The sequence below is a fragment of the Mycobacterium sp. NGS22 genome, assembly GCF_059813095.1.
In genome coordinates this window covers 1-25,246 of sequence record NZ_JCALDY010000012.1, presented here as the reverse complement: position 1 = coordinate 25,246, position 25,246 = coordinate 1, and the positions used below count along the sequence as shown (strand labels likewise).

The window sequence follows — 25,246 nt, the reverse complement described above, 5'->3', positions numbered from 1 at the left end:
GGTGCGCGCTGCGGGCGGCTGTCTTGTGTGATGGGATCAGCACCTATGAGCATCAAAGTTGCACTGGAGCACCGCACCAGTTACACCTTTGACAAGCTGGTCCAGGTGTATCCGCACGTCGTGCGGTTGCGTCCGGCGCCTCATTCGCGCACGCCGATCGAGGCCTATTCGCTGCGGGTGGACCCCGGTGAGCACTTCATCAACTGGCAGCAGGACGCGCTGGGAAACTTCCTGGCGCGGCTGGTCTTCCCCAAACCGACCCAACGCCTCAGCATCACCGTCGGATTGATCGCCGACCTCAAGGTGATCAACCCGTTCGACTTCTTCATCGAGGACTGGGCCGAGACGTGGGACGCGGGCAGATCTTTGTACCCCAAGGCGCTGGCCCACGATCTGGAACCGTTCATGCGGCCGGTCGACGAAGACGGCGACGGGTCGGGTCCCGGCGACCTGGCCCGGGCCTGGGTCCGGAACTTCGCGGTGCCCGATGGCACCCGCACCATCGACTTCCTGGTCGCGCTCAACCACGCGATCAACGCCGACGTCAGCTACAGCCTGCGGATGGAACCCGGCGTTCAGACACCGGATTTCACGCTGCGCAGCGGCGTCGGTTCCTGTCGGGACTCGGCGTGGCTGCTGGTGTCGATCCTGCGGCAACTCGGGTTGGCCGCCCGGTTCGTGTCGGGTTATCTGGTGCAGTTGGCGTCCGACGTCGAAGCCTTGGACGGCCCGTCGGGACCGGCCGCCGACTTCACCGACCTGCATGCGTGGACCGAGGTGTACATCCCGGGCGCGGGCTGGATCGGACTGGACCCGACGTCCGGTCTGTTCGCCGGCGAAGGCCACATCCCGCTGGCAGCGACGCCGCATCCGTCGTCGGCGGCGCCGATCACCGGCAGCACCGATCCGTGTACTTCGATCCTGGAGTACTCCAACACCGTCACCCGGGTCCACGAAGACCCGCGCGTGACGCTGCCCTACACCGACGACGCCTGGGCCTCGATCTGCGCGGTGGGCCGCCAGGTCGACCAGCGGCTGGCCGCCGGCGATGTGCGGCTGACGGTCGGCGGTGAGCCGACGTTCGTGTCGGTGGACAACCAGGTCGACGAGGAGTGGCGTACCGCCGCCGACGGGCCCCACAAGCGGCGCCTGGCTTCGGAACTGGCCGCGCGGCTCAAGGCGCAGTGGGCGCCGCAGGGGCTGGTCCAGCGCAGCCAGGGCAAGTGGTACCCCGGCGAGCCGTTGCCGCGCTGGCAGATCGGGCTGTACTGGCGCGCCGACGGTCGCGCGCTGTGGACCGACGAGAGGCTGCTGGCCGACCCGTGGGCGGACGAACGGCCAGGACCGGTCGATGAGGGGACCGGGGGCGAGGTGTTGTCGACGATCGCCGAGGGTCTGGGCCTGCCGGGCACCCAGGTCCGCCCCGCCTATGAGGACCCGCTGGCGCGACTGGCGTCGGAGGTGCGGTTGCCGGACGGGGATCCGGTGGCGCCGACCGACGACCTGGTCCCGGGTCACGGCGACGAGTCGAGCCCTGGTGCGCTGGTGCTGGGCCTGGACGAATCCGTCACGACGCCAGCGGCTTACGTGCTTCCGTTGCACCGCCGCGAGGACGGCTCCGGTTGGGCCAGCGCGGACTGGCGACTGCGCCGCGGCCGTCTGGTGCTCACCGCGGGCGATTCGCCGGCCGGGCTGCGGCTGCCGCTGGATTCGATCAGCTGGCGCCCGCCACCCACGACGTTCGAGGTCGACCCCGGGACCGTCGGCAAGACGCTGACGCCGGAACCGCAGAGCGCGGATCGCGCGGTGGTGACCGACCCGGAGGGCGCGCCGACGACCGCGCTCGTCGCCGAGGTACGCGACGGGTTGTTGTACATCTTCCTGCCGCCCATCGCGGCATTGGAGGACTTCGTCGACCTGCTCAGCCGGGTGGAGACCGCAGTCGCCAAGGCCGACTGCCCGGTTGTGATCGAGGGTTACAGCCCGCCGACCGACCCGCGGCTGATCTCGACGACGGTCACCCCGGACCCCGGTGTGATCGAGGTGAACGTCGCGCCGACGGCCAGTTTCGACGAGCAGCGACAGCAGCTGGAAACGCTGTACGAAGAAGCGCGGCAGGCCCGGCTGTCCACCGAGTCGTTCGACATCGACGGCACCCACGGCGGCACCGGCGGAGGCAACCACATCACTCTCGGGGGTGTCACGCCCACCGACTCACCGCTGCTGCGCCGCCCGGACCTGCTGGTGTCGTTGCTGACCTACTGGCAGCGGCACCCGTCGCTGTCTTATGTGTTCGCCGGCCGGTTCGTCGGCACCACCTCCCAGGCGCCGCGCGTCGACGAGGGCCGGGCGGAATCGCTGTACGAGTTGGAGATTGCGTTCGCCGAGATCGCGCGGCTCTCGGCGGGCGGCGGGGCGAAACCATGGGTGACCGACCGGGCGCTGCGGCATCTGCTGACCGACATCACCGGCAACACCCATCGCGCCGAGTTCTGTATCGACAAGCTGTACAGCCCGGAGGGTCCCCGCGGCCGGCTCGGTCTGCTCGAGCTGCGCGGCTTCGAGATGCCGCCGCACCTGCGGATGGCGATGGTGCAGTCGCTGCTGGTGCGCTCGCTGGTGGTGTGGTTCTGGGAACAGCCGCTGCGTGCTCCCCTGATCCGCCACGGCGCCAATTTGCACGGCCGATACCTGTTGCCGCACTTCCTCATTCACGACATCGCTGACGTGGCCGCCGACCTGCGCGCCCAGGGCGTCCCGTTCGAGACCAGCTGGCTGGACCCGTTCACCGAGTTCCGCTTCCCGCGCATCGGCACCGCGGTGTTCGACGGCGTGGAGGTCGAGCTGCGCGGGGCCATCGAACCGTGGAACACCCTCGGTGAGGAGTCGACCGCCACTGGCACCGCCCGCTACGTGGACTCCTCGGTCGAGCGCGTTCAGGTCCGCGTCATCGGCGCCGATCGCCATCGCTATGCGGTGACCTGCAACGGCTACCCCGTCCCGTTGCTGGCCACCGACAATCCCGACATCCACGTCGGCGGGGTGCGGTTCAAGGCGTGGCAGCCGCCCAGCGCTCTGCACCCCACCATCTCCACCGACGTCCCGCTGCAGTTCGAGTTGATCGACCTGACCACCGGAACCTCGCGCGGCGGCTGCACCTACCACGTCGCACACCCCGGCGGTCGGGCCTACGACGAACCGCCGATCAACGCCGTGGAAGCCGAGTCGCGCCGGGCCCGCAGATTCGAGGCGACCGGTTTCACCCCCGGCAAGCTCGACCTCGCGGGCCTCCGGGAGAAACAGGCGCGTTTGTTCACCGATGTCGGCGCGCCGGGAATCCTCGATCTGCGACGCGTGCGTACCGTGCAGCAGTAGTGACAGTCGGCATGAGCGTGAGTGGGTCGGCGGTGGTCGCCGGGGACCGTCGCTACGACGTCGACCGCCTGTTGGCCGGGTACCGCACCGCCCGCACCCAGGAGGCGCTGTTCGAACTGCGCGACGGTCCCGGCGTGGGCTACGACGAGTTCGTCGACGCCGACGGCAACATCCGGCCCGGCTGGGACGAGCTGGCCGACGCGATCGGCGAGCGCGGCCGCAGTGGACTGGACCGGCTCCGTTCGGTGGTGCACAGCCTGATCGACCACGACGGCATCACCTACACCGGGGTCTCGGACGCCCAGGCCGCCCGCGAACTGCCCGTCGGGCACGGTCCCGAGCCCGGTCCGTGGCGGCTGGACACGCTGCCGCTGGTGGTTTCCGCCGCCGATTGGGACGTGCTGGAAGCCGGCCTGGTGCAGCGCTCCCGGCTCCTGGACGCCGTGCTGGCCGACCTGTACGGGCCGCGCAACCTGCTGACCGAGGGTTTGTTGCCGGCCCAGCTGGTGTTCGCCCACCCGGGTTACCTGCGGCCCGCCACCGGAATCAAGGTGCCCGGCCACCATCAGCTGTTCATGCACGGCTGCGATGTCAGCCGGCTCTCCGACGGCAGCTTCTGCGTCAACGCCGACTGGACCCAGGCACCGTCGGGCGCCGGCTACGCGTTGGCCGACCGGAGGGTGCTGGCACACGCGATCCCCGACCTCTACGAACGGATCGCGCCCCGGGCGACCACGCCGTTCGCCCAGGCGCTGCGGCTGGCGCTGATCGACGCCGCGCCCGACGTGGTGCAGGACCCGGTGGTGGTGGTGCTGAGCCCCGGGATCTATTCCGAGACCGCGTTCGACCAGGCGTATCTGGCCACGCTGCTGGGGTTCCCGTTGGTGGAGAGCGCGGATCTGGTGGTCCGCGAAGGCAAGTTGTGGATGCGCTCGCTGGGCACGCTGAAACAGGTCGATGTGGTGTTGCGCCGGGTCGACGCGGCCTACGTGGATCCTTTGGATCTTCGCGCTGATTCGCGGCTCGGGGTGGTCGGACTCGTCGAGGCGCTGCACCGGGGCGCGGTGACCGTGGTCAACACGCTGGGCAGCGGGTTCCTGGAAAGCCCTGGGCTGCTTCGATTTCTGCCCGAGTTGGCCGAGCGCCTACTGGGCGAAGAGCCGCTGCTGCAGACCACGCCGGTCTACTGGGGAGGCATCGCAGCCGAGCTCTCCCACGTGTTGGCGAATCTGTCGTCGCTGTTGATCAGGCCGGTAGACGGCGGGGAAACCGTTGTCGGGCCGACGCTTTCGTCCGCGCAGCTGAGCCGGCTGGCTGCCCGCATCGAGACCGCGCCGTGGCGCTGGGTCGGTCAGCAGTTGCCGACGTTCTCCACCGCGCCCACCGATCATGCTGGCGTGCTGTCCTCGGGGGGTGTCGGGATGCGGTTGTTCACCGTCGCCCAACGCGGCGGCTATGCGCCGATGATCGGCGGCCTGGGCTACGTGGTGGCCCCCGGGCCGGCCGGGTACACGATGAAAACCGTTGCAGCCAAGGATGTCTGGGTGCGCCCGACGGAGCGCGCGACCGCCGAGACGGTCAGCCTGCCGTCGGCGCCGCAACCGGTCAAGACCGGCGCGGGCACCTGGGGGGTCAGTTCGCCGCGGGTGTTGTCGGATCTGTTCTGGATGGGGCGCTACGGCGAACGTGCGGAGAACATGGCCCGGCTGCTGATCGTCGCGCGGGAGCGCTACCACGTCTACCGGCACCACCAGGACAGCGAGGAAAGCGAATGCGTCCCGGTGCTGATGGCGGCGCTGGGCCGCATCACCGGCACCGACACCGGGGCGGGCGGCGATCACGCCGAGATGATCGCGGTGACCCCGTCGACGCTGTGGTCGATGACCGTGGACCTGGCCCGTCCGGGATCGTTGATCCAATCGGTGGAAGGTCTGGCGTTGGCGGCCCGGGCGGTGCGCGACCAGCTGTCCAACGACACCTGGATGGTGCTGGCCAATGTCGAACGCGCCGTGGCGCTTCGCGCCGATCCGCCGCAGTCGCTGGCCGAAGCGGATGCCCTGCTCGCCGCCGCCCAGTCGCAGGCGCTGGCCGGCATGTTGACGCTGTCGGGAGTGGCCGGCGAGTCGATGGTCCGCGACGTCGGCTGGACGATGATGGACATCGGCAAACGCATCGAGCGCGGACTGTGGTTGACCGCGCTGCTGGCCGACACGCTGACCACCGTGCGCGGAACCGTCGCCGAACAGTCCATCGTCGAGGCGACGCTGATGGCCTGCGAGTCCTCGGTGATCTACCGACGCCGCACGCTGGGCAAGGTCAGCGTCGCCGCGGTCACCGATCTGATGCTGTTCGACCCGCAGAACCCGCGGTCGCTGCTTTATCAGCTGGAACGGTTGCGGGCCAACCTCAAAGACCTGCCCGGTTCGTCGGGATCGTCGCGCCCCGAACGCATCGTCGACGAGATCGGCACCCGGTTGCGCCGATCCGATCCCGCCGAACTGGAAGAGCTCGTCGACGGCCATCGCGAGGAGCTGGCCGAGTTGCTCACCTGGGTGCACGCCGCGCTGCGCGACCTGGCCGACGCGCTCGCCGCGACGCAGTTGGCGCTGCCCGGTGGCATGCAGCCCCTGTGGGGTGGCCCCGACGAGCGCCGCACGATGCCCGCCTAACGTTGCGCGAGCAGACGCAAAAGCCCCTCATTTCGGCACGAAATGGGGGCTTTTGCGTCTGCTCGCGCTAGAGCTGCGACGTCGTCTCGTCGATCACCGTGTGTACGAACTGCATCTTGTCCAGCACCGCCGGCGGCAGCACGAACGGGTACAGGTCGTCGTGACCCATCGACCGGTTCACCATGTTCAGCGACCACGACAGCGGCAGCCACATCTCGATGATGGTGGGAAAAGCGCTGGGCCCCAACGGCGGCCGGTCGAAGGTCGCCGCCGCCGGCGCCAGACCGCACGACGCCGAGGTGTCCAGCGTGTCGCGGATGTGCAGATAGTGGGCGAACGTCTCGGCCCAGTCCTCGGCGGCGTGCATGGTCGCATAAGACGAGACGAAGTTCTCCTGCCAACCCTCGGGCGCACCCTCGCTGTAATGCCGATTCAGCGCGGCCTGGTAGTCGGCGTCCGGGTCGCCGAACAACTCGTTGAACCGCTCCAGGTACTCCGGCGACCTGATCAGCCGATAGAAGTAGTAGTGGCCGACCTCGTGACGGAAATGGCCCAGCAGGGTGCGGTACGGCTCCTCCATCTCCACCCGCAACTGCTCGCGGTGCACGTCGTCGCCTTCGGCCAGATCCAGTGTGATGACACCGTTTTCGTGACCGGTGATGACGTTCTCGTGCGCACTGGACAGCAGCCGGAAGGCCAGCCCGTAGTCGGGATCCTCGTCGCGTCCGATGATCGGCAGCTTCAGTTCGCGCAGTTCCACCACCAGCCTGCGCTTGGCCGCCTCGGCGCGGGCGAATTCGGGCAGCCCCACCTGATCGTCGTCGTTCGGGCGCTCGATGGTCAGCGAGCACGATTCGCACAGACCGCCGGGATGATTCACCGGGACCAGCCAATTGCATTCGGCCACATACAGATTGGCGCACAACTGGTAGTCGGCGGCAGCGACGGCACCGGCGTGGTCGTCTTCGTCTTTCTTCGCGATCACCAGAAGTGCCATCTGGTCAAGGGAGAACCCAAGGGCGCTACCGCAATTCAGGCATTCGGAGTTCTCGAAAGCCAGCCGCTGGCCGCAGTTGGGGCAGTGGAAGTCACGCATCGAGCACATCCCCTTCGAACGGGACGACGTCGACCCCGACGTCGATCACACTGCGCTTGGAGTTGGTGTAGATGATGCCGCGCAACGGGGGCACGTCGGCATAGTCACGACCGCGGCCGACCACAATGTAACGCTGGTCGACCAGCGCGTCGTTGGTCGGGTCGAGTCCCATCCACTCGTGCTGGCCGGGCTGCTGGGGCGTCCACACCGAAGCCCAGGCGTGAGTGGCGTCAATGCCGATCATTCGGTCCTTTCCCGGGGGTGGGTCGGTGGCCAGATACCCGGATACGTAGCAGGCCGCCAACCCATTGGCGCGCAGGCAGGCGATCGCCAGCCTGGCGAAGTCTTGACATACCCCCTCGCGGGCAATCAGAACCTCCCTGACGCGAGTGGAAACGGTCGTCGATCCGGAGCGGTAGGCGAAGTCGTGGAAGATCCGTGAAGCGAGGTCGCGCAGCACGTCCACCAACGGCCGGCCGGGCTCGAAGCTGGGGGCGGCGTAGTCGCGCACCTCGTCGGTGATCTCGGCCGGGGTGAGGTCCAGCGTGAAGTCAGTTGCCAGGGCGCCCTGCGTCCCGACCGGCCGGGCGGCTTCCCACGGTTTCAGCGCCGGTCCGCTCGTGTACATCCCCGAGGTCGGCGGGCCCACGTCGACGATGGAATCGCTGGTGATCTTCAGGCTGCGGTGCGGCTCGGTGACGTGGAAGTAGCAGCTGAGGTTCCCGTAGGTGTCGCGGCTGGTGGAACTGTCGGCCGGGCCCGGGTCGATGACCAGCCGGTGCGCGACGCAGCGCTGCCGCAACGAGTCGCGCGGGGTGAGGAAACCGCGGCCGTACGAACTTGTCACCACGTCGGAGTAGCGGTATTCGGTGCGGTGCGTGACCCGGTAGCGCTTGGTGTCGCGAGAGTCCGTCACACGCCCAAACCTACTGCGAAATCGCGGTCCGTTCCGATCGGGTTGCGCGACACGGAGGAATTGTGAACACTTGTTTACTGAACGCAGGAAGGAGTTCGTCGTGCAGGGACAAGAGATTCGATCGCTGGCCGACCTGGCCGGCGAGGGCACCCGGGTGCTGACCACGCTGGTCCGGGACGTGCATCGCGGAATCGCCAGTCGCATCTTCGGTTCGATCGGTCCAGCGGCCAAACCCGTGCAACTGGTGCACGACACCACCGCCAAGACCATCTACTGCGCGGTCGACGGCGCGGTCCGGCGATCCCTCTACGGCGCCGGCGCACTGGCCGCCGAAACGATCAGCAACGACGAGGACGAAACCGTCGAGTTACGGCCCCGGATCGCCGGCGCGCTGGCGGCGATCAACGGCATCTACGGCGACGAGATGACCAACCGGTCCAACGGCTTCGCCCTCACCATGCAGGTCCGCCGAAAGCGGCTACCGGTCGCGCTGACCGCGGAGTCCCTCGCGGAGGCGTTCCCCAAGGCCACCGGCCGGGTCGTCGTCTTCACCCACGGCTGGTGCATGACCGAACGGTCCTGGTGGCGCCCGCCACGCACTGGCGAACCGCTGCGCCCGTACGGCAAGCGGCTGCGCAAGGACCTCGGCTTCACACCGGTCTTCGTGCGCTACAACAGCGGCCACCACATCTCGCAGAACGGCCGGGACCTGGCCGACCTGCTGGACCGACTGCACGCGCTGTGGCCGGTGCCGGTGCAGGAAGTCGCCCTGGTGGGGCATTCGATGGGCGGCTTGGTGGCCCGCAGCGCCTGCCACTACGGGCTCGAACAGGAACAGGCCTGGACCGCCGGCGTACGGCACGTGGTCTGCCTCGGTTCCCCGCACCTGGGTGCCGACCTGGAGAAGGGTGTCAACGCGGCGTCCTGGGCACTGTCGCATCTGCCCGAAACACGCGGTCTGGCCACGTTTCTCAACACGCGCAGCGCCGGGGTGAAGGACTTGCGGTACGGCGCGCTGCTCGACGAGGACTGGCGGGATTGCGACCCTGACGAGTTCCTGCAGGATCGCTGCCGCGAGGTGCCGTTTCTGCCCGACGCGGTCTACCACTTCGTCTCCACCACGGCCGCGCCGCGGGCGCTCGGTCTGCTGATGGGCGACCACCTGGTGCGTCCGCGCAGCGCTTCGGGACGGGGTCGCGGCAGGCGGGTTCCGTTCGAGGCGGCGCACGGCCTGACGTTGACCGGCCTGAATCACTTCGACCTGCTCAACCATCCGCTGGTCTACGACAAACTGCTGGCGTGGCTCAGCCAGCCGCCGGCGTTGACGTCTGCGGGTTAGTTCGTCGATAACCGTTCCGTAGCGGGGCGGCCGCGCGCACAATCAAAGACGTGGCCACCTGGGACGACGTGGCCCGCATCGTCGGTGAGCTGCCGCTGACCACCGAGCAGGCACCGCACGACTGGCGGGTCGGCAAGAAGCTGATGGCGTGGGAGCGGCCGCTGCGTAAATCCGACGTCGAAGCGCTGACCCGCAGCGGTATCCGGCCGCCGTCCGGCGACCTGCTCGGCGTCCGGGTGCCCGACGAGGGCGTCAAGTTCGCGTTGATCGCCGACGAGCCGGAGGTGTACTTCACCACGCCGCATTTCGACGGCTACGCGGCGGTGCTGGTCCGGCTGGCCGAGATCGGGGTCGAGGAACTCCGCGAAGTGATCACCGAGGCTTGGCTGACGCAGGCGCCGAAGCATCTGGTCAAGGAGTTTCTCGCCCAGTCGCCGTGACGCCGGCCCCGGTCACGGACCGGGGACAGTCGACCACCGCTTGCAGGTCGTCGATGCAGGTTCCGACGATCGCAGCGAGCACCACCTCGGTCCGGGTTTGCGCAGCGGCTTTCAGGTCGTCGGCGTGCACACGGGCCGCGGCGGTGTGTTCGCAGGCCGTCGCGGCGTCGGAATCCGCGGCCGACGCCGCCTGCGCCAGCTCGCCGACCGCGGCGCGCAACGGCTCGGTCAGCCGCGGGTACAGCGGCGCCCGGACGGTCCGGGCCAGTTGCAGCACGGCGCTGGCCAACAACCCCAGCCGGGCCGCCTGCTGGTCGACGACGTCGACGGTCTTGCGCATGGACAGCCGCAGCGGTGCCCGGCGCACGATGAGGCGGGCGGTGCTGCGCGCCTCGGTCAGGGCGCCCATCTGGTTGTGCAGCAGGTCGACGCGGGCCAGCAGCCAGTCCGGCGCGACGTGTTCCGGATCGCTCAGCACCCGGGCGATCTCTTCGAAAGTTTCGTGCAGCGCGCTGAGTACTTCCGAGCGTGCGGTAGCCAGCACGGTGACCGGGTTGGCGGGGAACAGCAGGAAGCTGAACACGATGGCCAGACCGCCCCCGACCAGCGCGTCGAAGATGCGCTCGCCGACCATGCCCGCGGTGTGGGCGAAAGCCAGCACCAGGATGGCCGAGACGGCGGTCTGGTTGACGAACATCAGGCCCTGGGCGATGAACCCGGTGCCGACGAGGACCGCGAAGCACAACGCGATGAAGACCGCCACCCCGAACGCCAGCCCCGCGGTGCCCAACAGTTCCTGCACAACCGCGCCGAGCACGATTCCCAGGCTGACGCCGACGATCATCTGGGCGGCCCGCCGGGCGCGCAGCACGTTGGTCGCCGACATGCACACCGCGGCCGCGATCGGCGCGAAGAACGGCTGCGGATGGTGCAGCACGTCGTGGGTGAGATACCAGGCGAGTCCGGCGGCCACCGAGGTCTGGATGATCGGCCACAGCGCGATCCGCAGGCGCTGGACAGCGGCGGCCCCGACTCCGAAGGTCCGGGCAAGCAGCGATTCGGGCATCACGCTGACTTACCTCATTTGCGCTCGGCTACACCCGCCGCAGCTCGAACAGCGGAATCACCCGGCTGGTCTTGGCTTGATACTCGGCGAAACCGGGGGCCACGGCGGTGATCTGCGGGAAGATCTCGTCGCGCTCCTGCGGCGTCAACTCGCGCGCGGCCACCTCATACGCCTCGGTGCCGACCTCGACGTGGGCCGCCGGGTTGGCGCGCAGATTGTGCACCCAGGCCGGGTTGACGTCGGCACCGGCGAACGATCCGATGATGATGAGCTTGCCGTCGACGCGGAAGTAGGCCAGCGGCGACAGCCGTGGTTGGCCGGACTTGGCGCCGGTCGTGGTGAGCAGCAGGATGTCCGCGTCGGCGAACTGGCCGCCGACTTTGCCTTCGTTGGCGCGGAACTCGTCGGCGATGGCCTGGTTGAACGCCTTGATTGTCTCGGAGTCCGGGAACGTCATGCCCCGTCAACGGGCTTGGGCTTGAAGTCTATTCCCGATTCCTTGCGCTGTTGGGCGGTGATCGGTGCCGGCGCATCGGTCAGCGGGTCGACGCCGCCGCCGGTCTTGGGGAACGCGATGACCTCCCGGATGGACTCCACCCCGGACAGCAGCGCGTTGATCCGGTCCCAGCCGAACGCGATGCCGCCGTGCGGCGGAGCGCCGAAGGTGAACGCCTCCAACAGGAATCCGAACTTCTCCTCGGCTTCGGCCTTGCCCAGACCCATCACCGCGAACACCCGCTCCTGGATGTCGCGGCGGTGGATACGGATCGACCCGCCGCCGATCTCGTTGCCGTTGCAGACGATGTCGTAGGCGTCGGCCAGCACGCTGCCGGGGTCGGTGTCGGAAGTTCCCAAGACGTCCTGGAACTCGGGCTTGGGCGAGGTGAAGGCGTGGTGCACCGCCGTCCACGCTCCCGATCCGACAGCCACGTCACCGGCCTCGACGGCGTCGTCGGCGGGTTCGAACAGCGGCGGGTCGACGACCCAGACGAACGCCCAGGCGTCCGGGTCGATCAGCCCGAGCCGGCTGGCGATCTCGATCCGCGCCGCTCCCAGCAACGCGCGGGACGTCTTGACCGGGCCGGCGGAGAAGAAGATGCAGTCCCCCGGGCCGGCACCGACGTGCGCGGCCAGGCCGTCGCGTTCGGCGTCGGAGAGGTTCTTGGCGACCGGACCGGTCAGCGTGCCGTCGTCACCGACGAGCACGTAGGCCAGGCCGCGGTGCCCGCGCTGCTTGGCCCATTCCTGCCAACCGTCCAGCGTGCGGCGCGGCTGGGACGCCCCGCCCGGCATCACCACGGCGCCGACGTAGGGCGCCTGGAAGACGCGGAAGGTGGTGTCCGCGAAGAACTCTGCGCACTCCACGAGCTCGAGGCCGAACCGCAGGTCGGGCTTGTCGGAACCGAACCGGCGCATCGCGTCGGCGTAGGTCATCCGCGGGATGGGTCTGGGAATCTGGTAGCCGATCAGCGCCCACAGCGCGGTCAGGATCTCTTCGGAGATCGCGATCACGTCCTCGACGTCGACGAAGCTGAGTTCCATGTCGAGCTGAGTGAATTCGGGCTGCCGGTCGGCGCGGAAGTCCTCGTCCCGGTAGCAGCGCGCGATCTGGTAGTAGCGCTCCATCCCGGCCACCATGAGCAGCTGCTTGAACAGCTGCGGGCTCTGCGGCAGCGCGTAGAAGGTCCCGGGGCGCAGCCGGGCCGGCACCAGGAAGTCACGCGCGCCCTCCGGAGTGGACCGGGTGATCGTCGGCGTCTCGATCTCCACGAAATCGTGGCTCGCCAGCACCGAACGTGCCGCCGCATTCACCTTCGAGCGCAACCGAATTGCCGCAGCCGGGCCGTCGCGGCGCAGGTCCAGGTAGCGGTACTTCAGCCGCAGCTCCTCCCCCGCGGGCTCGTCGAGCTGGAACGGCAGCGCGGCGCTCTCGCCCAGCACGGTCAGCGACGTGGCGTTGACCTCGATGTCGCCGGTGGCGATCTCGGGGTTGGCGTTGCCCTCCGGGCGGACCTCGACCACGCCGGAGACCGCCACACAGAACTCCGCACGCAACCGGTGCGCCTGAGTCAGCACCTGCGGATCGCGGAACACCACCTGCGTCACCCCGGACGCGTCGCGCAAATCGATGAAGATGACGCCACCGTGGTCGCGCCGGCGGGCCACCCAGCCGGCCAACGTCACCTGCTGGCCGGCATCGCTTTCCCGAAGCGATCCGGCGGCGTGGCTGCGCAGCACAAAAACTCCTCTATCCAGGGCTGATTGACTGCCCAGTCTAAAGGGCCGGTTCTGTCGCGGTACTTTGCCTGTATCTCAACGAAAACCGCACTCGTGGGTCCCGGTGCCGTCGGTACGACCATCGCGGCGCTGCTGCACGCGGCCGGCCACCCGGTGTCGGTGTGCGGGCGCACACCACGGGACCACCTCGAACTGCGGCCCGACGGCGCGGACGCCATCGTGGTGCCCGGCCCGGTGTGCACCGATCCCGAATCGGTGACCGGCCCGGTGGACCTGTTGGTGCTGGCGGTGAAATCCACCCAGAATCAGGCCGCAGCCGGGTGGCTGGACCGGCTGTGCGGCGAGGACACGGTGGTCGCCGTGCTGCAGAACGGTGTCGAGCAGGTCGAGCAGGTGCAGCCGCTCTGCCCGGACTCGACCGTCGTTCCCGGCAGCGTCTGGTTTTCGGCGGAAACCCAGCCGCAGGGCTGGGTGCGGTTGCGGGGCCAGGCGGCGCTGGTGCTGCCGACCGGGACCGCCGCCGAGAATCTGGCCGAATTGCTGCGCGGAGCCGGCTGCCGGGTGGACTGCGACCCCGACTTCGACACGGTGAACTGGCGCAAGCTGCTGATCAACGCACTGGCCGGATTGATGGTCCTCACCGGGCGGCGCTCGGGCATGTTCCGGCGCGACGACGTCGCCGAACTGTCCCGGCGCTACGTCGCCGAATGCCTGGCCGTGGCCCGCGCCGAGGGCGCCCGGCTCGGGGACGACGTCGTCGAGCAGCTGGTGCGTTCGTTCCGGACGGTCCCCGAGGACATGGGCACCTCGATCCTGGCCGACCGCGAGCAGCGCCGGCCGCTGGAATGGGACCTGCGTAACGGCGTGATCGCGCGAAAGGCCCGCGCGCACGGTCTGGCCACCCCGATCAGCGATGTCATCGTGCCGCTGCTGGCGGCCGCGAGTGAGGGTCCCGGCTAGGGTCTGCAGTCATGCACCCGTGCGAACGCGTCGACCTGAGCTTCATCGACACCGCGCCGTACCGCTTCCGCAACAGCGTGGATCTGGCCATCACGCCCGAGCAGTTGTTCGAGGTTCTTGGTGACGCGCAATCCTGGCCACGCTGGGCGAAGGTGATCACCAAGGTCACCTGGACCAGCCCGGAGCCGCGCGGTGTCGGCACCACACGCGTCGTCGAGATGCGCGGCGGCATCGTCGGGAATGAAGAGTTCATCGCGTGGGAGCCGTTCACCCACATGGCTTTTCGTTTCAACGAGTGCTCGACCAAAGCGGTCGCCGCGTTCGCCGAAGACTACCGGGTGCAGGTCATTCCCGGTGGCTGCCGGCTGACCTGGACCATGGCCCAGCAACCGGCCCGCGGCGCGGGGCTGGGCATGCGGGTGTTCGGCCCGCTGTTGAACCTGAGCCTGCGCCGATTCCTGCGTAACCTGCGCACGTACACCGACACTCGGTTCGCTTCAGCGCAGCAGCGATAGGCTGGTCCGGCGCGGGTAGCCAAACTCAGACTCGGGGAGCGTGCGATGACCTTCAACGAAGGTATGCGGATCGACACCAGCGCCGCGTCGTCCTCGGGCGGCGGCGGTGGGGGGCGGATCGCCATCGGTGGTGGCATCGGCGGACTGCTGATCGTGGTGGTCGCGATGCTGCTCGGCGTCGACCCCGGCGGGGTGGTCAGCCAGCAGCCCGTCGACACCAGTGGCGACGTGGCGCCGGGCTTCGACTTGGCCAAATGCAAGACCGGCGCCGACGCCAACAGGTACGTGCAGTGTCGCGTGGTGGCCACCGGCAACTCACTGGACGCGGTGTGGAAACAGCTGATGCCCAACTACTCCCGGCCGAAGATGCGGTTGTTCAGCGGCACGGTGAGCACCGGATGTGGGGCGGCGAGCAGCGAGGTCGGGCCCTTCTACTGCCCGGTGGACAAGACGGCGTACTTCGACACCGACTTCTTCTCGGTTCTGGTCGACCGGTTCGGTTCCAGCGGTGGACCTTTCGCCGAAGAGTATGTGGTGGCGCACGAGTACGGTCACCACGTGCAGAACCTGCAGGGCACTTTGGGCCGGGCTCAGTCGGGTGCGCAGGGCGCCAAGGGCGGCGGCGTGCGCACCGAGTTGCAGGCCGACTGCTACGCCGGCGTCTGGGCGCATTACGCGTCGACCGTCAAGCAGGACAGCACCGGCCAACCGTATTTGAATCCGCTGAGCGACAAGGACATTCAGGACGCGCTGTCGGCAGCGGCCTCGGTGGGCGACGACCGCATCCAGGAGCAGGTGAACGGACGCGTCAACCCGGAGTCCTGGACGCACGGCTCCTCGGCCCAACGCCAGAAGTGGTTCACCGTCGGATATCAGACCGGTGAGCCGAACAAGTGCGACACCTTCGGCACCAACGACCTGGGCTAACGCGCGGCCAGCAACTCCCGCAACTCGGTGCGGCCCTGCTCGTCCAACGGCAACTGCGGGGCGCGCGGATCCCCGACCGGGAAATCGAGCAGCTCCAGACCGGCCTTGACGGTGGTGGGCAGGCCCCCGGCGACGATGAACTGCAGCAACGGCTTGAGGTCGTCGTAAAGAGCCTGCGCCTTGTCCAAATCGCCGCCGCGCACCGCCTCGTAGAGATCGATGCACGGTTGCGGGCGCAGATTCGGTGCGGCCGTGCACCATCCGGACGCACCCACCTTCAGCGCGTCGAGCACCAGCGGGTTGCTGCCGTTGTAATAGGGCAACCGCCCGCCGCTGAGTTCGGCGATACGGCGCATCCGGGACAGATCGCCGGTGGATTCCTTGACCATCGTGACGTTCTCGATGCTGTCGAACATGCCGACCAGCAGTTCGGGACTCATGTCGACCCCACTGGTGGCCGGGTTGTTGTACGCCATGATCGGGATCCCGATGGACGCGCCGATGCTGCGGTAGTGCTCGGTGACCTCGCGATCGCTGAGCTTCCAGTACGAGACCGGCAGGACCATCACCGCATCCGCGCCGGCCTGCTGCGCATACTCGGCGCGCCGAATCGTCTTGGCGGTGGTGACATCCGAGACGCCCACGATCACCGGCACCCGGCCGTCGACCGCGCTCATCGTGGTGTCGACGACGGTGTCGAACTCCGCCTCGTCGAGGTAGGCCAGTTCTCCGGTGCTGCCGAGCGGGGCGATCGCGTGGACCCCGGCGGACACCAGCCGGTCGACCAGTGCGGTGAGCCGATCGGTGTCAATTCCGTTGTGCGCGAACGGTGTCACCGGATAGGCGATGATGCCGTGGATCGTGGGCACGGACCTGCTCCTCTCAGTTGCTCAGCGCGTCCGGGTGGCGCGCCAGCGCGCGGCGCGCGTAGTAGGCGAAGTTCGCCCGGCTACGCGCTTGCGTCAGGGTCCAGTCGTGGGCTTCGCGGGCCAGATCGTCGGGCAGCGCCTTGACGGTGCCCGCGGCCATGGCGGCCAACTGCAGCTTGGCGGCGCGTTCGATCAGCACCGCCAGTGAACACGCTTCCTCGACGCTGGCGCCGGCCACCAGCTGCCCGTGATGGGCCAGCAGCGCCGCCTTCTTGTCGCCCAGCGCTGCAGTGATGATCTCGCCCTCTTCGTTGCCGACCGGCACACCCGGCCACTCGGCGAGGAAAGCGCAGTCGTCGTACAACGGCGTGGTGTCCATGTGCGAGACGATCAACGGCACTTCCAGCATCGACAACGCGGCCACGTGGAAGGGATGGGTGTGCACGATGCACTGCACGTCGGGGCGTGCACGATAGATCCAGCTGTGAAAACGGTTGGCGGGATTGGCCATTCCGGTGCCCTCGAGGACGTTGAGATCCTCGTCGACCAACAACAGGTTGTCTTCGGTGATCTCGTCGAACCCCAGACCCAACCGCTGGGTGAAATACGTTCCGGGCGTTTCGTCGCGTGCGGTGATCTGACCCGCCAGCCCGGAATCGTGGCCGGCGTCGAACAGAGCCCGGCAGGTAAGGGCGATCTTCTGCCGGGTGGTCAGCCGGGCCTCGAAGGATTCTGCGTCCAGTCGCTGCTGGGCCTGACGCATCAACTCGGATTTCGACTCCGTGAACGTGGACGCCATATGACACAATGTACTCGATAGGAAACTTTGTGTCATTAAGGGGTGACGGGTGACTGCACGACTGCGAGCCGTCCGCAGACAACGCGGCCTCACCCTGGAGCAAATGGCCGAACAGACCGGCCTGACCAAGAGTTACCTGTCCAAGATCGAGCGCGGCCACAGCACACCGTCGATCGCGGTGGCGCTGAGAGTCGCCCGGGCGCTCGAGGTCGACGTGGGCCGGCTCTTCTCCGACGAAGCGGCCGAGGAGAAGATCACCGTCGACCGCGCCGACCCGTACGCCGGCCGCTACCGCGCCCTGGCCCCGACGTTGCTCGGAAAGTCGATGTCGCCGTTCGTGGTTCGACCCGCCGGCACCGTCTCAGCCGATCCGCACCCCGAACACAGCGGTCAGGAGTTCGTCTTCGTGCACGCGGGGACCGTCGAACTGCGCTACGGCGACCAGACCATCACCCTCGAGACCGGCGACAGCGCCTACTTCGACGCCTCGGTCGGGCACAAACTACGGGACGTCGGCACCGCGCCGGCGCAAGTCGTCGTCGTCACCCACAACGACACCGTCTGAGCAGCTACCAGGGGCGTGTCGCGCACGTCACAGCCGTGGTGGCCTGCTGGGTGACCACCACCTGGCCGTCGACGGCGATCTGGCACTTGATCTCGGCGATGGCTCCCGAGCTGCAGTCCGGCCAGCGGCACGAGCCGCTGGCGGCGATGAACGCCCACTGGTTCGGGTTGGCCAACGTCGCGTTGTACACCAGTGCTTCCCCACCGCTGAACGTCGTCGGCACGGTGGTCAGGAACTGCGCCGAGTTGGCGTCGAAAGCCGCCTGGCTGGGCGGATCGCTGCTGATGTAGCGCAGGTTGCCGGTCAGGTTGCCGGTGGTGGTGATGGTGTAAGTCACCTGGTGTCCGGTCGGATCCGCGTGTGACACCGCGGGCGGAGTCGCCGCCACCACAGCCGCGCCGAGGAAGCCCGCTGCGACCGCGCTTGCCAGTTTTCGCACGTTCGTCATATCGGAAACGCTACCGGATTCGTTACCGGCGCTACGCGAGTCGAGCACCGTTAACCTGCGATTCGCTTGGCTTCGGTATGAAGCGGGCGTGAACGACATGAATCCGGGCATCAGCCGGCGCACCTTGCTGACGACGGGTGCGGCCTCGGCCATCGTGGGTGCCGGCGTCGCGGTGGGCGGGGCCGCGTTGCTGTCGGATTCACGCGGGCCCGGTGTCTGGTACCAGCCCGATCGCACCGGCGCGCCGCCGGTGGGCGGTCTGCATCTGCAGTTCGGCCGCAACGCCGGTACCGAGGTCGTGGTGTCGTGGCACACCTCCGACGCCGTGCGCAACCCGCGGGTGATGCTGGGCACACCGACCGGCGGTTTCGGCAGCGTCGTGGCCGCCGAGACGCGGACCTACCGGGATGGCAAATCCGGCACCGAGATTCGCGTCAATCACGCGCGGCTGTCCGGGCTGACGCCGGACACCGACTACGTGTACGCCGCGGTGCACGACGGCACCACGCCGGAGCTGGGCACCGTACGTACCGCGCCGTCCGGGCGAAAGCCGCTGCGTTTCACCAGTTTCGGCGACCAGTCGACCCCGCGACTGGACAAGTTGACCGACGGCAGGTATGTGAACGACCACATCGGGTCACCCGCGGCCGGCGACACCACCGTCGCGATCGAACGCCTGGCTCCGCTGTTCAACCTCGTCAACGGCGACCTGTGCTACGCGAACCTGGCCAGCGATCGCGTCCGCACCTGGTCGGACTGGTTCGAGAACAACACCCGCTCCGCGCGTTACCGACCGTGGATGCCGGCCGCGGGTAATCACGAGAACGAAAAGGGCAACGGCCCAATCGGTTACGGCGCCTTCCAGACGTTCTTCGCGGTGCCGGACTCCGGCGCCAGTGCCGAGCTACGCGGGCTGTGGTACTCGTTCACCGCCGGATCGGTGCGGGTCATCGTCTTGCAGAACGACGACGTGACCTATCAGGACGGCGGCAACTCCTATGTGCGCGGCTACTCCGGCGGTGAGCAAAGGCGTTGGCTGGAAAGCGAACTCGCCGCCGCGCGGCGCGATCCGGACATCGACTGGCTGGTGGTCTGCATGCATCAGACGGCGATATCCACCGCCGAGGCCAACGGTGCCGATCTGGGGATCAGGCAGGACTGGCTGCCGTTGTTCGACCAGCACCAGGTCGATCTGGTGTTGTGCGGCCACGAACACCACTACGAGCGTTCGCATCCGCTGCGCGGCTCGATGGGCACCGACACGCGGACCCCGATCCCCGTCGACCTGCGCACCGACGTCATCGACCCGACCCGGGGGACGGTGCACCTCGTGATCGGCGGGGGCGGCACCTCGAGACCGACCAACGGCAGGTTTTTTCCCGACCTCCGGTGCCGCGTGATCACCGGTGTCGGCGAGATCGACCCGGACAACGGACACAAAAAGCCGATCTACGTGATGGAAGACGCACCCTGGTCGGCGTTCCGGGACCGGCAGAATCCGTACGGCTTCGTGTCATTCGACGTCGATCCCGGGCCACCGGGCGGCAACACCTCGATCAAGGCGACGTACTACGCGGTCAACGGGCCCTACGGTGCGGTGACCGCGGTCGATCAGTTCACCCTGACCAAACCACGCCGCGGCTAACTCAGAACAGCGCCTGCTGCGCGGGTTCGGGCATCACCGCGACTTCGGCTGGTGGGGTCGACGGCCGGCTGTCGGCGCCCAGTTTGTACTTCGCCCGCAGCGGGCGGGCGCGGTCGCGGAGCATGTCCCGGTAGCTCTGGGGTAGATACGCGCTCCGGCGGTACAGCTCTTGGTAGACGCCGACCAGCCCGGGATGCGCGCGGGTCAGCCAGGCCATGAACCAGCCGCGGGTGGAACCCCGCAGGTGCAGGCCGAAGATCGTCACGCTGGTTGCTCCCGCGGCGGCGATCTGCCCGAGCAGGCTGTCGAGGTGCTCGACCGAGTCGGTCAGGTGCGGCAGTACGGGTGCCACCATGACGTGGCAGTCCAGGTTGGCCTCACGGATCGCGGTGATCAGCGCCAGCCGCGCCTGCGGCGTGGGGGTGCCCGGCTCGACGTCGCGGTGCAGCTGCGGGTCGCCGACCGCCAGAGACACTGCCACCGAAAGCGGAACCTGTTGTGCCGCTAGGGAAATGAGTGGAAGATCCCGGCGCAGCAAGGTGCCCTTGGTGAGGATCGACATGGGCGTCCCGGATCCGGCCAGCGCCGCGATGATGCCCGGCATCAGTGCGTAGCGGCCCTCGGCGCGCTGGTACGGGTCGGTGTTGGTGCCCAGCGCGACGGTGTGCCGACGCCACGACGGGCGGCGCAGTTCCCGGCGCAGCACCTCGACGACGTTGGTCTTGACCACGACCTGGGTGTCGAAGTCGGCGCCGGGATCGAAATCGAGGTACTCGTGGGTGGGGCGGGCGAAGCAATAGCGGCATGCGTGGGAGCAGCCGCGGTAGCCGTTGACGGTGTAGCTGAACGGCAGCGCCGCCGCGTTGGGCACCTTGTTCAGCGCCGACTTGCACAGCACCTCATGGAACGTCATGCCCTCGAACTGCGGGACCCGCACACTTCTGACCAGACCGACGCGCTGCAGCCCGGGCAGAGCACCGTCGTCAACCGGCTCCCCGTTGACAGCTACCGCCTGATCGGCCCAACGCATACTCCTATTCGAACAATAGTTCGATACGACGTCAAGTGCGGTGTCAAAGCAACCCGACGAGGGATCCCCCGGAGAAGTAGGGTCCGGCTCCGGGGGTGACGGATGAGTAGCCGGCGTCCACGATCGGCTTCAGCAGTGAGTTGAGGGTGCCGACGATCGGTTGCGGCACACCGAGTTGAGCGAGCGGGAGCAGCATCGGAAGCGTCGGCGCGGGCACCATATAGGTGGTGATCGTGCCGCCCGTCGACGTCGTCACGCTGGACAACTGCACCGCATCCGACAGCGGTACGAGCGAAACCGTGTTGTGTTGGTACGCCGTGCCGAACAGCGCGTTCACCACTGCCAGAAGATTCCACGGCCGGTCGGGCGGATTGCCGAATCCGTCGTACTGACCGAACACCACGCTGACGTCGTACTGGGTATTCGCCAAGCCCTGCACCGTGTAATCGACGAATGGCAGAGTCGCGCCGGTCGGAAGATAGGTGCGAAACAGTCCCAATTCGGGATTGGAGAACATGGTGAACTGCAACGCATGAGCCGGTGGTGCGCTCAAATTAGTTGCAAGATAGGCCAATTCGCGGTTCAGCACGATCGAGCCCAACGACAGCCCGGCAACCTGCACCGGCGAACCATTGGCGGCGGCTAGCGCGTCGAGGATCTGACCGTTGAGTGCCCACTGTCCGATGGCGACGGCCTCGTTGACGCCGGGAGCAAGCAGGTTGCCGCTCAGAATGCCCATGCTGGCGGGGTAATTGACCACCTGGGCGACGCTGCCGGGGAACCAGTTCCCGCCGATGGCGAAGTTCAGCAGGTCGTAGGCCTGCAGGAGGGAGGCCGACAGCGGGCCCGGTACCCCGCCGGCGAGTAGCGGCAGTCCGAGGTAAGGAAGGCGGAGGAGGAATTGCGGATTGTAGAGCGGTCCGGCACCGGGGATCGTCAACCGCACGCTCGCCGCCGCAGCGGCGTTGGCAGCTTCGGTGCCCAGATACGCAGACGCCGTCGCCGCGAGGTTGGCTACGAACCGCTGATGGAACTGAGCCGCGACGGCCTGAACCGCCTGGAATTCCCGGCCGAAGGACCCGAAGAGGGCAGCGATGCCGGTCGACACCTCGTCGGCCGCCGCGGCCGCCAGCGACGAAGTGGGCTGTGCGACTGCGGCGCTCACAGCGCCGAGGCCCGCCTCCATCGCGTCAAGCTCGGCTGCGGCGATCGTCAACAGCTCAGACGCCGCCACGACGTACGCCACCGGAGCCTCCTCGAGCCAACGAGGGGCTCGTACCCTCGAATAGCGGCTGTGAGCCTACCTGTCTGACGCGGTTGAAAATCGCGAAGTCGTGAAAATCGGGTTTCTCTCGCCCATGCGCGAAATGTATTCAAAGTGCTTGAGGCGTGGCGTCATTCGGGTTCGTCGTCGTCGGGTTTGAGTGGTTTTTCGGCGTGGTGCATGCAGTTGACGTAGGAGGCAAAGAACGGCTTGCTATTTCGCCAACCGCGAAATTACCTCGGCGACAACCGAATCGACTGCAATTGAAACCTGCTCGCCGGACTGCAGATCCTTGACGCCGATCGTCCCGGCGTCGATGTCACGGTCTCCGGCGACCAGCGCAAGCCGCGCTCCGGAGCGATCCGCGGCCCGCATCGCGCCCTTGAGTCCTCGGTCACCGTAGGCCAGGTAGACACGGGCACCGGCGGCACGCAACTCGCCGGCCAGGACGGCCAATCGCAGCTTGGCCGCGTCGCTCAACGGCACGCCGAACACGTCGCAGCGCGACGTCTCCCCCACGCTCTTGCCTTCCGCCTTCAACGCCAACAAAGTCCGGTCCACACCCAGCCCGAATCCGATGCCGGACAAGTCTTGTCCACCGAGTTGGCGCATCAGGCCGTCGTAGCGACCGCCGCCGCCGATGCCCGACTGCGCACCCAACCCGTCGTGCACGAACTCGAATGTGGTCTTGGTGTAGTAGTCCAGACCGCGCACCATCCGGGGGTTGATGACGTAGCGGACACCGAGGGCGTCCAGGTGCATCAGGACCGTGTCGAAGTGCTGCTTGGCAGCATCGGAGAGATGGTCGAGCAGCACCGGTGCATCGGCCGTCATCGCCTTGATCTCGGGACGCTTGTCGTCGAGCACGCGCAGTGGATTCACCGCTGCCCGGCGCCGGGTCTCCTCGTCGAGGTCGAGCCCAAAGAGGAACTCCTGCAACAATTCTCGATACTGTGGGCGGCAGCTGTCATCACCCAGGGAGGTGACCTCGAGGCGGAACCCGTCCAGCCCCAACGAGCGGAACCCGGCGTCGGCGACGGCGATCACCTCGGCGTCCAGCGCCGGATCGTCGACGCCGATCGCCTCGACACCGACCTGCTGCAGCTGCCGGTACCGGCCGGCCTGCGGCCGTTCGTAGCGGAAGAACGGGCCCGCATACGACAGCTTCACCGGCAGCGTGCCGCGGTCGAGCCCGTGCTCGATCACCGCGCGCACCACGCCGGCGGTGCCCTCGGGACGCAGCGTCACCGAGCGGTCGCCGCGGTCGGCGAAGGTATACATCTCCTTGGACACCACGTCGGTGGATTCGCCCACGCCGCGTGCGAACAACGCGGTGTCCTCGAAGATCGGCAACTCGATATGGCCGTAACCGGCCCGCCGGGCGGCTCCGAGCAACCCGTCGCGCACCGCCACGAACGCAGCCGAGTCCGGCGGGAAATAGTCGGGAACGCCCTTCGGGGCAGCGAAATCGCTCACGGGCTCAGACCTTCGAGGAACGGGTTGAAGCGACGTTCGGCGCCGATGGTCGTGGTGTTGCCATGCCCCGGAAGTACCACGGTCTGGTCGTCGAGGACCAGCAGTTTGTCGACGATCGAGCGCAGCAGGTCCCGGCCGCTGCCGCCGAACAGGTCGGTGCGGCCCACCGAGCGCTCGAACAACGTGTCTCCGGTGAACACCAGATCCTTGTCGGCAAGAACCCGGAAACACACCGAGCCCCGGGTGTGCCCAGGAGTGTGGTCGACGTTGACCGAGATGCCGCCGAGGTCGATCTTGTCTCCGTCCCGGTCCAGTTCGACGATCTGCTTGGGTTCGCGGAAGAACGCGCCGGCGAACAGCTGCGCGGCCCGCGGCCCGAGGCCGTGAATCGGATCCTTGAGCATGAACCGGTCCTCGGGATGAATGTAGGTGGGGCAACCGAAAGTGTCGGAGACCTTCTGCGCCGACCAGATGTGGTCGATGTGTCCGTGCGTGATCAACACCGCTGCCGGCGTCAGCCGGTTCTTGTCGAGGATGCGCCGCAGCTGGGCCATTGCCCGCTGGCCCGGGTCGACGATGACGGCGTCGGTTCCTGGCCGTTCGGCCAGCACATAGCAATTGCATTGCAGCAACCCGGCGGGAAATCCGGTGATCAACACCGTCCCAGTTTCCCATCCCCGGAGCCATGGAAAGATGGCGGCCGTGCCAACGAACCAACAGCGACGTGCCACAGCCAAGCGCAAACTCGAGCGGCAGATAGAAACCCGCGCCAAACGGGCCAAGCGACGCCGCATCGGGCTGATCTCCGCAGCCGCCGCCGCAGTAGTCGCCGTCGTCGTCGCCGTCGTCGTCGTCGTGTTCATGAAGGACGACCACAAGGGCACGCCGACGGCGTCCAGCACGCCGAGCAGTTCGGCACCCGCCTCACCATCGGCAGCCAATCTGCCGCCCGTGCAGCTCGGCAACGCCGTGCCGCTGCCTCAGTTCAAGGCGCCGCCCAACCTGGGTGCCAACTGCCAGTACCCTGCGACGCCGGAGAAGGCCGCCAAGGAGGTCAAACCGCCCCGCACCGGCAAGGTACCGACCGAACCCGCCCAGATCAGCGTCAGCATGTCGACCAACCAGGGCAATATCGGGCTGATGCTGGCCAACAACCAATCCCCCTGCACGGTAAACAGTTTCATCAGCCTCGCCACGCAGAATTTCTTCAAGGACACCAAGTGCCACCGGATGGTCGCTTCGCCGGCACTGTCGATCTTGCAGTGCGGCGACCCCACCGGTAGCGGTACGGGGGGTCCGGGGTATTCCTTCGCCAACGAGTTCCCCACCAACCAGTTCCCGCCGAACGACAAGAAGCTCCAGGAGCTCGCCATCTATCCGCGGGGCACGCTGGCCATGGCGCACTCTCAACAGCCCAACAGCAACGGAAGTCAGTTCTTCCTGGTCTTCCGCGACTCCGCGCTACCCCCGGATTACACGGTCTTCGGCACCATCCAGCCCGACGGGCTGGCGACCCTGGACAAGATCGCCGCGGGTGGTGTCGAAGGAGCCGGAGACATGACGCGGCCCGCCGTCGACGTCACCATCACCTCGCTGCTGCCGGACTAGC

General features: G+C 67.7%; 22 protein-coding genes. 10 read left to right on the top strand and 12 right to left on the bottom strand.

Going from position 1 to position 25,246, the window contains the following annotated elements:
* Positions 1–45: 45 nt before the first annotated feature.
* Positions 46–3,375 carry a transglutaminase family protein gene (locus AC5Y47_RS13315; RefSeq protein WP_499944461.1) on the top strand — a complete coding sequence of 1,110 codons (3,330 nt, stop codon included), beginning with the start codon at positions 46–48 and terminating at the stop codon, positions 3,373–3,375.
* A gap of 11 nt (positions 3,376–3,386) precedes the next feature.
* Positions 3,387–6,044 (top strand): circularly permuted type 2 ATP-grasp protein, encoded by a 2,658-nt coding sequence (locus tag AC5Y47_RS13310; RefSeq protein WP_499944460.1) that lies wholly within the window; start codon positions 3,387–3,389, stop codon positions 6,042–6,044.
* A gap of 67 nt (positions 6,045–6,111) precedes the next feature.
* Here the strand turns inward: AC5Y47_RS13310 and AC5Y47_RS13305 are convergent, their stop codons facing one another.
* Positions 6,112–7,140 carry a zinc-binding metallopeptidase family protein gene (locus AC5Y47_RS13305; protein ID WP_499944459.1) on the bottom strand — a complete coding sequence of 343 codons (1,029 nt, stop codon included), beginning with the start codon at positions 7,138–7,140 and terminating at the stop codon, positions 6,112–6,114.
* Complete coding sequence (locus AC5Y47_RS13300; RefSeq protein ID WP_499944458.1) at positions 7,133–8,056, bottom strand: transglutaminase family protein; 924 nt, start codon at positions 8,054–8,056, stop codon at positions 7,133–7,135. The genes AC5Y47_RS13305 and AC5Y47_RS13300 overlap by 8 nt, the downstream gene beginning before the upstream one ends.
* 100 nt (positions 8,057–8,156) lie before the next feature.
* Here AC5Y47_RS13300 and AC5Y47_RS13295 point away from each other — a divergent pair, with 100 nt between their 5' ends.
* Together AC5Y47_RS13295 and AC5Y47_RS13290 are read left to right on the top strand one after the other, a co-directional pair.
* Positions 8,157–9,395: an esterase/lipase family protein gene (locus tag AC5Y47_RS13295; RefSeq protein WP_499944457.1), complete on the top strand. Its 1,239-nt coding sequence runs from the start codon at positions 8,157–8,159 to the stop codon at positions 9,393–9,395.
* A 50-nt stretch (positions 9,396–9,445) separates the two neighbouring features.
* A complete protein-coding gene (locus tag AC5Y47_RS13290) occupies positions 9,446–9,835 on the top strand; it encodes an MmcQ/YjbR family DNA-binding protein (RefSeq protein ID WP_499944456.1) in 390 nt (129 codons plus the stop codon).
* On the opposite strand, the gene AC5Y47_RS13285 is transcribed toward AC5Y47_RS13290, so the two are convergent.
* Genes AC5Y47_RS13285 through aspS form a run of 3 tightly spaced genes read right to left on the bottom strand, consistent with a single transcriptional unit; the run spans position 9,807 to position 13,157 of the window.
* Entirely contained in the window at positions 9,807–10,901 is a 1,095-nt protein-coding gene (locus AC5Y47_RS13285) for an FUSC family protein (RefSeq protein WP_499944455.1), read from the bottom strand. The genes AC5Y47_RS13290 and AC5Y47_RS13285 overlap by 29 nt on opposite strands.
* A gap of 28 nt (positions 10,902–10,929) precedes the next feature.
* Complete coding sequence (locus AC5Y47_RS13280) at positions 10,930–11,358, bottom strand: nitroreductase family deazaflavin-dependent oxidoreductase (RefSeq protein ID WP_499944454.1); 429 nt, start codon at positions 11,356–11,358, stop codon at positions 10,930–10,932.
* A complete protein-coding gene (aspS, locus tag AC5Y47_RS13275; protein WP_499944594.1) occupies positions 11,355–13,157 on the bottom strand; it encodes an aspartate--tRNA ligase in 1,803 nt (600 codons plus the stop codon). The genes AC5Y47_RS13280 and aspS overlap by 4 nt, the downstream gene beginning before the upstream one ends.
* Before the next feature lie 54 nt (positions 13,158–13,211).
* Here aspS and AC5Y47_RS13270 point away from each other — a divergent pair, with 54 nt between their 5' ends.
* From AC5Y47_RS13270 to ypfJ, 3 genes are read left to right on the top strand one after another with little or no spacing between them, the layout of a single operon-like run.
* A complete protein-coding gene (locus AC5Y47_RS13270; RefSeq protein WP_499944593.1) occupies positions 13,212–14,099 on the top strand; it encodes an oxidoreductase in 888 nt (295 codons plus the stop codon).
* An 11-nt stretch (positions 14,100–14,110) separates the two neighbouring features.
* Positions 14,111–14,614: an SRPBCC family protein gene (locus AC5Y47_RS13265; protein ID WP_499944453.1), complete on the top strand. Its 504-nt coding sequence runs from the start codon at positions 14,111–14,113 to the stop codon at positions 14,612–14,614.
* Positions 14,615–14,659: 45 nt separating this feature from the next.
* Complete coding sequence (gene ypfJ / locus AC5Y47_RS13260) at positions 14,660–15,541, top strand: KPN_02809 family neutral zinc metallopeptidase (RefSeq protein ID WP_499944452.1); 882 nt, start codon at positions 14,660–14,662, stop codon at positions 15,539–15,541.
* Here ypfJ and AC5Y47_RS13255 read toward each other — a convergent pair.
* Together AC5Y47_RS13255 and AC5Y47_RS13250 are read right to left on the bottom strand one after the other, a co-directional pair.
* Positions 15,538–16,410, bottom strand: a complete 873-nt coding sequence (locus AC5Y47_RS13255) for a dihydrodipicolinate synthase family protein (protein ID WP_499944451.1) — start codon at positions 16,408–16,410, stop codon at positions 15,538–15,540. The genes ypfJ and AC5Y47_RS13255 overlap by 4 nt on opposite strands.
* A gap of 13 nt (positions 16,411–16,423) precedes the next feature.
* Positions 16,424–17,209 (bottom strand): aldolase, encoded by a 786-nt coding sequence (locus AC5Y47_RS13250; RefSeq protein WP_499944450.1) that lies wholly within the window; start codon positions 17,207–17,209, stop codon positions 16,424–16,426.
* Positions 17,210–17,258: 49 nt separating this feature from the next.
* Here AC5Y47_RS13250 and AC5Y47_RS13245 point away from each other — a divergent pair, with 49 nt between their 5' ends.
* Positions 17,259–17,774 carry a helix-turn-helix domain-containing protein gene (locus AC5Y47_RS13245; RefSeq protein WP_499944449.1) on the top strand — a complete coding sequence of 172 codons (516 nt, stop codon included), beginning with the start codon at positions 17,259–17,261 and terminating at the stop codon, positions 17,772–17,774.
* A gap of 4 nt (positions 17,775–17,778) precedes the next feature.
* Here AC5Y47_RS13245 and AC5Y47_RS13240 read toward each other — a convergent pair whose 3' ends face one another.
* Positions 17,779–18,222 carry an Rv2576c family protein gene (locus AC5Y47_RS13240; protein ID WP_499944448.1) on the bottom strand — a complete coding sequence of 148 codons (444 nt, stop codon included), beginning with the start codon at positions 18,220–18,222 and terminating at the stop codon, positions 17,779–17,781.
* Between the two features lie 97 nt (positions 18,223–18,319).
* Between AC5Y47_RS13240 and AC5Y47_RS13235 the strand changes: the two genes are divergently transcribed.
* Positions 18,320–19,867, top strand: coding sequence for a purple acid phosphatase family protein (locus tag AC5Y47_RS13235; RefSeq protein ID WP_499944592.1), 1,548 nt, complete (start codon positions 18,320–18,322; stop codon positions 19,865–19,867).
* 1 nt (position 19,868) lies between these two features.
* Here AC5Y47_RS13235 and AC5Y47_RS13230 read toward each other — a convergent pair whose 3' ends face one another.
* The 4 genes from AC5Y47_RS13230 to AC5Y47_RS13215 form a co-directional block, all read right to left on the bottom strand.
* On the bottom strand, positions 19,869–20,897 hold the full coding sequence (locus AC5Y47_RS13230) for an Rv2578c family radical SAM protein (protein WP_499944447.1): 1,029 nt from the start codon (positions 20,895–20,897) through the stop codon (positions 19,869–19,871).
* Positions 20,898–20,940: 43 nt separating this feature from the next.
* Positions 20,941–22,143: a PE-PPE domain-containing protein gene (locus tag AC5Y47_RS13225; protein ID WP_499944446.1), complete on the bottom strand. Its 1,203-nt coding sequence runs from the start codon at positions 22,141–22,143 to the stop codon at positions 20,941–20,943.
* 231 nt (positions 22,144–22,374) lie between these two features.
* Positions 22,375–23,637: a histidine--tRNA ligase gene (hisS, locus tag AC5Y47_RS13220; protein ID WP_499944445.1), complete on the bottom strand. Its 1,263-nt coding sequence runs from the start codon at positions 23,635–23,637 to the stop codon at positions 22,375–22,377.
* Complete coding sequence (locus AC5Y47_RS13215) at positions 23,634–24,296, bottom strand: MBL fold metallo-hydrolase (RefSeq protein ID WP_499944444.1); 663 nt, start codon at positions 24,294–24,296, stop codon at positions 23,634–23,636. Before AC5Y47_RS13215 ends, hisS begins: the two co-directional genes overlap by 4 nt.
* Positions 24,297–24,339: 43 nt before the next feature.
* On the opposite strand from AC5Y47_RS13215, the gene AC5Y47_RS13210 reads away from it, so the two are divergent.
* A complete protein-coding gene (locus tag AC5Y47_RS13210) occupies positions 24,340–25,245 on the top strand; it encodes a peptidylprolyl isomerase (RefSeq protein WP_499944443.1) in 906 nt (301 codons plus the stop codon).
* Position 25,246: the final 1 nt, after the last annotated feature.

What these genes read in the sequence shown, in the direction of transcription:
- AC5Y47_RS13315 (WP_499944461.1), top strand. Translation starts at nt 46, where the DNA reads ATGAGCATCAAAGTTGCACTGGAGCACCGCACCAGTTACACCTTTGAC.
- AC5Y47_RS13310 (WP_499944460.1), top strand. Translation starts at nt 3,387, where the DNA reads ATGAGCGTGAGTGGGTCGGCGGTGGTCGCCGGGGACCGTCGCTACGAC.
- AC5Y47_RS13305 (WP_499944459.1), bottom strand. Translation starts at nt 7,140, where the DNA reads ATGCGTGACTTCCACTGCCCCAACTGCGGCCAGCGGCTGGCTTTCGAG.
- AC5Y47_RS13285 (WP_499944455.1), bottom strand. Translation starts at nt 10,901, where the DNA reads ATGCCCGAATCGCTGCTTGCCCGGACCTTCGGAGTCGGGGCCGCCGCT.
- AC5Y47_RS13280 (WP_499944454.1), bottom strand. Translation starts at nt 11,358, where the DNA reads ATGACGTTCCCGGACTCCGAGACAATCAAGGCGTTCAACCAGGCCATC.
- AC5Y47_RS13265 (WP_499944453.1), top strand. Translation starts at nt 14,111, where the DNA reads ATGCACCCGTGCGAACGCGTCGACCTGAGCTTCATCGACACCGCGCCG.
- ypfJ (WP_499944452.1), top strand. Translation starts at nt 14,660, where the DNA reads ATGACCTTCAACGAAGGTATGCGGATCGACACCAGCGCCGCGTCGTCC.
- AC5Y47_RS13250 (WP_499944450.1), bottom strand. Translation starts at nt 17,209, where the DNA reads ATGGCGTCCACGTTCACGGAGTCGAAATCCGAGTTGATGCGTCAGGCC.
- AC5Y47_RS13240 (WP_499944448.1), bottom strand. Translation starts at nt 18,222, where the DNA reads ATGACGAACGTGCGAAAACTGGCAAGCGCGGTCGCAGCGGGCTTCCTC.
- AC5Y47_RS13235 (WP_499944592.1), top strand. Translation starts at nt 18,320, where the DNA reads ATGAATCCGGGCATCAGCCGGCGCACCTTGCTGACGACGGGTGCGGCC.
- AC5Y47_RS13230 (WP_499944447.1), bottom strand. Translation starts at nt 20,897, where the DNA reads ATGCGTTGGGCCGATCAGGCGGTAGCTGTCAACGGGGAGCCGGTTGAC.